Below are 8,050 nucleotides of genomic sequence, written 5' to 3' on the forward strand. Positions count from 1 at the left end.
CCACGCGGGGCGGGGAGGCGCGGCGCCCGGCCGGGCCGCGGGGGGGGGGCGGCGGCGGGCGACTAGCTGTTGTCCTTCCAGACGTCGTTGAGCCGCAGGAAGCTCTCGGACGTGAACGCGAAGCCGTGGACGTGGCTGGACACGCCGGCCGTCTGCACCCGCTCGAAGAGCGGGAAGGAGATGCCCTCGTCGATCAGGTACTCCTGCAGGTCGGCGTAGGCCTTGGTGATCTGGGCCTCGTCGGTGGTCCGCAGGGCCTGCGCGAACAGGGCCTGCGTGTCCGCGATGGCCTCCGGCGAGGCGGAGCGGGTGGCGAGCGCCTTCGAGTTCGCCACCTCCGGGTTGATGATGAACTGGAGCGCGCCGGGGTTGGCCCGGGTGAAGTAGGTGCTCGTCAGGTCGTAGTTGCCCTGGGGCAGGTAGGTGGTCTGCTCGGCCGGGGTGAGCGGGCGAAGGCTCAGATTGATGCCGACCACCTTCAGCTGCGCCTGCACCAGCTCAGGACCCGCGCTGAACTGGGTGATCGGGTAGTCGAGCAGCAGCTGCTTGCCGTCCTTGAAGCGGAAGCCACCCTCACCGACGGTCCAGCCCGCCGCGTCGAGGATCTTCTTGGCGCCCTCGGGGTCGTAGGCCAGCTTCGCGGACTGGTCCTCGTAGTACGGCGTGGTCGAGTTGAAGACGCCGCCGACGACCGGGTACTCGGGCCCGAAGATCGTCGCCGCGTAGCTCTTGAGATCGATCGCCTTGTAGAGCGCCTTGCGGACCTCCGGGTCGGCCAGCGGCCGGCCGGGGCTGGTGTTCGCGAAGTGGGTGTAGGCGACGCCCGGCAGCGGGCGCTTCTCCACCGCGTGGCCCGACCGCTCGATCAGCGTGGTGTCCTGCACGGTGAAGGGGTTGCGCGGCCAGGAGATGTCGATGGCGCCGCTGACCAGGTTGCCGGTGCGGACGCTGTCCTCGCCGACGTAGTTGAAGACGACCTTGTCCAGGTAGGCGTCGCCGGAGTTCTCCACCAGCTCCGACGGCCAGCTGTAGGGCGTCGGCCGCTTGGTCAGGACCGTCTCCACCTTCGGGGTGTAGTGGTCGAGGACGAACTGGCCCGAGCCGACGACGCCCTCGCCGGTGCAGCGCGTCTTCGGGTCCCGCGCGAAGTTGGCCGGGTCGGTGATCGCCAGGTTCGTCGTCGAGGTGGCCTGCAGGAACGACGAGTTCGGCTGGGAGAGCGTCAGCTGGACCGTCAGCGGGTCCACGACGGTCGCGCCGGTCAGGCCCTGGATGTAGGAGGCGCCGAACGCGGCGCCGTTGGTCGCCTTGACCGTGTCGATCCAGCCCTGGGCGTTGTCGGCGACGGCCTGCGCGTCGAGCTTCTTGCCGTTGCTGAAGGTGACGCCGTCCCGCAGCTTGAAGGTGTAGGTCAGGCCGTCCGCGCTGATCTCCCAGCTCTGGGCGAGCCAGGGAACGATCTTGCCGGTCTCCGGGTCCTGGTCCGTGAGCGAGTCCGCGAAGTTGCGGATGATCGTGCGGTGCTCGATCCAGTAGACCTGGAACGGGTCGATGCAAGAGAACGTCGGGTTGTCCGGGAAGAAGGAGACCTTCAGCGTTCCGCCGGTCTTGGGCGCGCCCGCCGCCGCGGCCCCGGACGAGGCAGGCTCGCCGCCACCGCCGCAGGCGGCCAGGGCCACGACTCCGGCGATGGTGAATGCCGTGACGGCCGAGCGGTGCCTGGCCCGCGGACCGAAACGTCTGAGGATGGCCATGGGGTGCCCTTTCGCGATGACGTGCGTGGAGACGGGTGCTTGGAGACAGCGGTGTGTGGCGATGGACGCGCGTCGGGATGAAGGCGCGTGAGGACAGCCGCGCGCGGGACAGCCGTGCGCGGGGACGGGCGCCGCGGGGGCGGAGGCACGCGGGAGGCAGGCGCGTGGGGAGGTAGCGCCGGCGGGTCAGGCGCCGGGAACGTCAGAGGCCGGGAAGGTCAGACGCCGAGGACTCGGCGACCGGCCGTGAGCAGGACGACGTCCTCCTGCGGCGGATGCACCCGGATACAGAGCGCGTCGCGCAGGTGCCGCTCGAGCGGGTGGTGCCGGGACAGGCCCGGGTTGCCGAGCGCCGCGACCGCGGTCTGCGTGGCCGCGATCACCGACCGGCCGATGGCGACCTTGATGGCGGACAGCTCGGGCAGGATCGAGGTGTCGCCGGCCTCGAACCGCAGCAGGGCGCCGTGCAGCAGCGTCTCCGCCTGGACGATCTGCAGGTCGACCTCGCCGGCGACCGCCTGGATCCGCTCCGTCGTCGCGATCGGCCGGCCGAGGGCCGTGGGCACCCGGGAGCGGGCGAACTCGGCGAACGCGGAGCGGGCCGCCCGGGCGACGCCGACGTAGAGCGCCGCGTGCCCGAAGCCGGCGGGCCCCGCCTGCGCCGCCGGGTCCCGGTACACCCCGTCCGGGCCGCGCGGGATCTCGACGAACGCGTCCGCGGGCAGCTCGACGCCGTCGTAGACGACGTCGTGGGTGTGCGAGGACCGCAGTCCCAGGTGGTCCCACGTCTCGATCCAGCGGATGCCCGGCGCCTCGGCTGGCACGATGAGGTGGCCCACCCGCGGGCGCTCCGGGTCGCCGTCCGGCTCGTCGGCGACCGCCCACACGACGTGGTAGGCGAGCGCGGCGCCGCCACTGGCGTAGGCCTTGTGCCCGGACAGCACCCAGCCGTCGGCGGTCCGGGTGGCGGTGGTCTTCGGGATCCCGCCGCGGGCCGGGGCGCCGAGCTCCGGCTCGGCGCGGATCGCGTTGACCAGCGCCGGGCCGCCGCGCGACCGGAGCAGCAGGTCGTCGTAGTAGGCCGCCGGCCAGTGCGGGTGCGCGGCCTGGCCCGCGTGGGTGCCCAGCAGGTTGGCCGCGAGCAGCCCGACCGAGGCGTCGCCTTCGCCGAGGGCCGTCAGGATCCGGACCAGGTCGCGCGGGCCGAGCCCGGGGCCGCCGAACTGGGTGCCGACCGCGGCGGTCAGCAGGCCCGCGCGGTGCGCCGCCTCCAGTCCCCTGACGGGGATCTGACCGCTACGGTCGTACTCGGCCGCCGTCGCGGCGATCTCGGCGGTGACGGCCGCGAGCGCCTCGGCCGACAGGTCCGGGACCGGGAAGGTGTAGGTCGGCGCGTCGGTCGCCGTCACTGTGTCTCGAGTTCGCTCCGGCGCCGCACTCATCGCCCCCCCGGCCGGCGCATCCGCGCCGGCCGGGGACCCCTGCTCGGCCCCGTCCTCGTCCCTCGGACGTGCCCTCCGCTCGCTAACGCCCGGGGTCCCTGCCGAATCGGCGGAGCTTGCGGAGCCGATTTGGGAGGTCCGGCTCACGGCTGGCCCGCCGTGGCGTGCTGGGCGTAGTCGGCCCCGTAGTTGCCGAGGTGGGTGGCCTGCAGGGTGCCACGCCGGCCGGTCGCCGCGCGGTGGGCGAGCTCCTCGCGGACCAGGGGCAGCACGTAGCGGCCGTAGTCGACCGCGTCGGCCAGGGTGTCGTAGCCGCGGATCGACACGAGCGACGCGCCGCGGTCGACGTAGTCGAGGATCGCGGCGGCGACCGTCTCCGGCGAGCCCACCAGCGCGGTCGACGCGCCGGCGGCGTTGGTGACCGCCGCGGTCTTGGTCCACAGCGCCCGGTCGTAGAGCTCGGAGCGGTCCGCGAACGCCAGCGCCCGCTGGGAGCCGACGTTCTGCGGGGTGGTCCCGCGGTACTGCTGGGCGTGGTAGGCGGCCCGCTCGAAGGTCGCCGCGACCTTGGCGACGTAGTCGCGCGCCTTCTCCCACGCGAGCCGGTCGGTCTGGGCGATGATCGGGCGGAACGTGACCCAGATCCGCGGCCGGGTGGCGCGTCCCGCGGCGCGCGCGATCGCGTTGACCCGCTCGATCTCGGAGCGCAGGTCGTCGAGCGGCTCGCCCCAGAAGCTGAAGATGTCGGCCTTCTCGCCGCCCACCTGGAACGCCTCCGCGGACTGGCCACCGATGGAGATCGGGATCGGCGCCTCGTAGGGCGCGAAGCCGGGGCCGAACTCGTCGAACTTGTAGAACTCGCCGTCGTGGCTGAACGGCCCGGGCTCGGTCCACGACCGGCGCAGGACGTCGATGTACTCCGACGTGCGGGCGTAGCGGCGTTCCTTGGCCAGGTAGTCGCCCTGGCGGGCCTGCTCCGCGTCGCTTCCGCCGGAGATGAGGTGGACGACGGCCCGGCCCTCGGTGAGCTGGTCGAGCGTGGCGAGCTTCTGGGCACCCACCGTGGGGAACGTGGTGTTCGGCCGCAGCGCCACGATCGGCCGCAGCCGCTCGGTGAGCTGGCCGACGGCGCTGGCGACGACGAACGAGTCGGCGCTGTTCGAGCCGTACGGCAGCAGCGTGTAGTCGTAGCCGCCCTCCTCGAGGGAGCGGACGTACCTGCGGAAGTACTTCAGATCGATCCCACGGCTGGGGATCGGGTTCAGCTCCGTCGACGGGTTCAGGTGCGAGAGGCTGATGAACTCCACCTCTGGCGCGGCGGTCTCCGGGATGGCGGGTCCGAACTCGGGCGCGGCGGTCATGCGGGTGTCCTCTCGGCGGTCGGCTGAGGGCTGCTGGTGGCGTACGCGCCGGGGTGATCGGCCTGGAGGGTGCCGCGCTGCCCGGTCGCCTCCCGGTGGGCGAGCTCCTGGCGGACCAGCGGCAGGATGTGGCGGCCGTAGTCGATGAGGTCGTTGAGGTTGTCGTAGCCCCGGATCGACACCAGGTCGGCGCCGAGGTCGACGTAGTCGAGGATCGCGGCGGCGACCGTCTCGGGAGTCCCGACGAGCGCCGTGGACGCGCCGGTCGCGCCGGTGGCGCTGGCGGTGGGCGTCCACAGCGCCCGGTCGTGGACGTCCTGCCGGGACGCGATCTCCAGCAGCCGCTGGGACCCGACGTTCTGCGGGGCGTCGCCGCCGAGACCGCTCCTGACCAGGTTCGCCGCCCCGGCCGCCGAGCCCTCGAGCACCGAGAGGATCCGGTGGGCCTTCTCCCAGGCGAGCTCGTCGGTGGCGGCGATGATCGGGCGGAAGGTGACCCAGATCCGCGGCCGGTCGGCGCGCCCGGCCCGCTCGGCCTCGTTGTTGACGGCGTCGATCTGCTCCTGGGTGTCCGCCAGCGGCTCGCCCCACAGGCCGAAGATGTCCGCGCTCGCGCCGCCGACCTGGTAGGCCTGCGCCGAGGAGCCGCCGAGCGACACCGGGATCGTGCCGTTCGTCGGCCGCACCGCGCTGACGAAGTTCTCGAACCGGTAGAACTCGCCCTCATGGCTGAACGGCGTCGTGCTCGTCCAGACCTTGCGGACGATGTCGATGTACTCCGCCGTGCGGGCGTAGCGCCGTTCCTTGGGGAGGTAGTCGCCCTCCCGCGCCTGCTCCGCGTCGCTTCCGCCAGAGATGAAGTGAACGACGGCCCGGCCACCCCCGAACTGGTCGAGCGTCGCCAGCGCCTTGGCGGCGACCGTCGGGTAGAGGGAGTTGGGCCGCAGCGCCACGATCGGGGTCACCCGCTCGCTGCGGGCGACGATCTGGTTGGCGACCGCGAACTGGTCCTGGAACGCGGAGAAGTAGGGGACCAACGTGTAGTCGAACCCGGCGTCCTCCAACGCGTTGACGTACCGCGCGAAGAACGGCACGTCGACGTCGGCGCTACCGAGCCGGTTCAGCTCGTTGCTCGGGTTGACGTTGATCGCGCTTATGAACTCGACTGTCATCTGGCTTTCCGATCTTCGCCGGTCAGGACGGGTTGGGGCCGGTGGCAACCGGGCGGGCGGGGTCGGCCGACCAGGCGGACCAGGAACCCGGGTAGAGCGCCGCGTCGATGCCGGCGGCCGCCAGGGCCGCGATCTCGTGGGCGGCGGTGACGCCGGAGCCGCAGTAGACGCCGACCGTCCCGCCCGCGCCGGAGCCGCCCGCGCCGGAGCCGGCGGCGACGCCCGCGGCGGCGAACCGCGCGCGCAGCTCGGCGACCGGCAGGAACCGGCCGTCCGCGCCGAGGTTGTTCGCGGTGGGCAGGCTGACCGCGCCGGGAACGTGCCCGGCGCGGGAGTCGACCGGCTCGACCTCGCCGCGGTAGCGCTCCCCGGTCCTGGCGTCGAGCAGCACCCCGGTGCCCGCCACCGCGGCCGCCGCGTCGGCGTCCAGCACCGGCAGGTGCCCGGCGGTGAGCGTGACGTCGCCCGGCTCGGGCCGGTGGGCGCCGGACGCGAGTGCCCCGCCGGCCGCGGCCCAGGCGCCGAGGCCGCCGTCGAGGATCCGTACGTCGCCGACGCCGGCCCAGCGCAACAGCCACCAGGCGCGGCCAGCGGACAGCCCACCGATGGCGTCGTAGACGACGACCGGCTGCCCGGCGCGCAGCCCCCAGCGCCGGGCGGCCCGCTCGAGGTCCGCCAGCTCCGGCAGCGGGTGACGGCCCCGCTCGGCCGACGCCGGGGCGGCGAGCTCGGTCTCCAGGTCGACGTAGACGGCGCCCGGCAGGTGCCCGTCGAGGTAGTGCTTCTCGCCGTCCGGGTCGCCCAGCGCCCAGCGCACGTCGAGCAGCGCGGGCGGGAGCGAGCCGGCGAGCTCGGCCCGCAGGGTGTCGGCGTCGACGAGCACGCGCGCGCTCGCGAGCAGCCCGGCGAGGTCCTCCACCGGCAGCGACCCGGGCGCGGTCCGCTCGGACACGGCCCGCCCGACGCGCGCGGCGAGCGCGGCGTTGACCGGGGCGCGCCGGCCCAGCTGGCGCGCCAGCAGCGCGACCTCGCCGTTGAGGAAGTCGGTCTCGGCGTCCCGGGCACGCGCCAGGCTCTGCCAGGTCGAGCTTCCCGGCCGCTCGTGGCCCTCGACGGGGTGGATGGCGAAACGGTCGAGGCGAGTGGTGTTCTCGGTCGCGAGGTCCGCGACGCCGAAGCCGGCGGCTGTGAGGACCTCCTGGGTTTCGGCCTGGACCAGGCGGGCGGCCCGGTCGCGCTCCGGTCCCGCCGGGTAGAGGGCGTCGAGGGCGAACGTCGCGCTCGCCAGCAGCTTCGCGGCCTTCCACCGGGACAGGTCGTCGACCACCTGCGCCTCGAACCCGGACGCGGCCAGGTCGCCCGCGATCGCCCGGGCCGCCACCGGGGCCGGGCCGTCCGGGTGTCCGCCGAGCCAGAACACGCCCACGACCGGGGCGGCGGGCGAGGCCACCTCGCCGTCGGCGACGTAGGTCGACGGCACCCACAGCACCGAGCCGACGACCGTGGCGAACCGGCGCAGGGCGGCGCGCTCGGCGTCGAGCCCGTTCTGGAGCGTGAAGACCGGCAGCACCTCGCCGGCCCGCCACCGGCCGCCGTCGACGGGCTGACGCGCCCACAGGGCGAGCGCCTCGTCGGCCTGCTGGGTCTTGGTGGCGAGCACGAGCACGTCGTCGCGTTCCAGGGCGACGTCGTCCGGGCCGCCGGCCGCGGGGACGTCGACGACCCGCGCCCCGTCGGGGCGGAAGTAACGCAGCCGCCCGGCCCGCAGCAGCTCCAGCTGACGGCCGCGCGCCACCAGGACGACGCGGCGGCCGGTCGCCGCGAGCTCGGCGGCCAGCGTCACCCCGGCGGCGCCCGCGCCGATGATCACATATCGGGTCACTGTCGCGCCTCCTGACGCAGCGGCTCGGCGAACGCGATCGGCGCGAGGCTCGCGTCGGCGCGCAGGCGCTCGAGGAACTGCACGACGACCGCGGCGACCGTGCGGTGGGCCGCGTCGTTGAGCGCGTCGTGCCGGCCGCCGGCGATGGTGACGAGCTCGGCCCGCGGCGCGGCGGCGTACCAGCGGCGGGCGTCGTCGACCGGGCTCACCGCGTCGTCACGGCCGTGCAGGCCGAGCACTGGCAGGTCGAGCCGGCCGGGAACGGACGGGTCGAACCAGTCGGCCGGCAGGTCGGCGAACAGGGCCGCCCGCCGGACTCCGCCCTCGCTGATCCGCCCCTGGTGGGTGGGGCAGGCGGTGCGGATGGTCAGCTCGTCGTCCCAGCCCGCCGACGGCGCCGCGGCCCGAACCAGTCGGCCGGCAGGTCGGCGAACAGGGC

The 8,050-nt window shown here is 74.1% G+C and carries 6 protein-coding genes; all 6 read right to left on the minus strand.

Features of this window, described 5'->3' with window-relative positions:
• Positions 1-62: 62 nt before the first annotated feature.
• Positions 63-1,754: an ABC transporter substrate-binding protein gene (locus I6A81_RS27055; protein ID WP_203005912.1), complete on the minus strand. Its 1,692-nt coding sequence runs from the start codon at positions 1,752-1,754 to the stop codon at positions 63-65.
• Positions 1,755-1,972: 218 nt separating this feature from the next.
• Positions 1,973-3,196, minus strand: a complete 1,224-nt coding sequence (locus tag I6A81_RS27060) for an acyl-CoA dehydrogenase family protein (protein WP_203005923.1) — start codon at positions 3,194-3,196, stop codon at positions 1,973-1,975.
• A gap of 143 nt (positions 3,197-3,339) precedes the next feature.
• Entirely contained in the window at positions 3,340-4,557 is a 1,218-nt protein-coding gene (locus tag I6A81_RS27065) for an LLM class flavin-dependent oxidoreductase (protein ID WP_203007924.1), read from the minus strand.
• Positions 4,554-5,729 carry an LLM class flavin-dependent oxidoreductase gene (locus I6A81_RS27070; RefSeq protein ID WP_203007922.1) on the minus strand — a complete coding sequence of 392 codons (1,176 nt, stop codon included), beginning with the start codon at positions 5,727-5,729 and terminating at the stop codon, positions 4,554-4,556. The genes I6A81_RS27065 and I6A81_RS27070 overlap by 4 nt, the downstream gene beginning before the upstream one ends.
• A 22-nt stretch (positions 5,730-5,751) precedes the next feature.
• Positions 5,752-7,611, minus strand: a complete 1,860-nt coding sequence (locus I6A81_RS27075) for a rhodanese-like domain-containing protein (RefSeq protein WP_203007921.1) — start codon at positions 7,609-7,611, stop codon at positions 5,752-5,754.
• Positions 7,608-8,050 (minus strand): alpha/beta hydrolase (locus I6A81_RS27080; RefSeq protein WP_203010353.1); only part of this gene is annotated, 443 nt, incomplete at its 5' end. The genes I6A81_RS27075 and I6A81_RS27080, both read right to left, overlap by 4 nt.

This window comes from Frankia nepalensis (assembly GCF_016786325.1).
In the GTDB taxonomy this organism is placed as follows: Bacteria; Actinomycetota; Actinomycetes; order Frankiales; family Frankiaceae; genus Pseudofrankia; species Pseudofrankia nepalensis.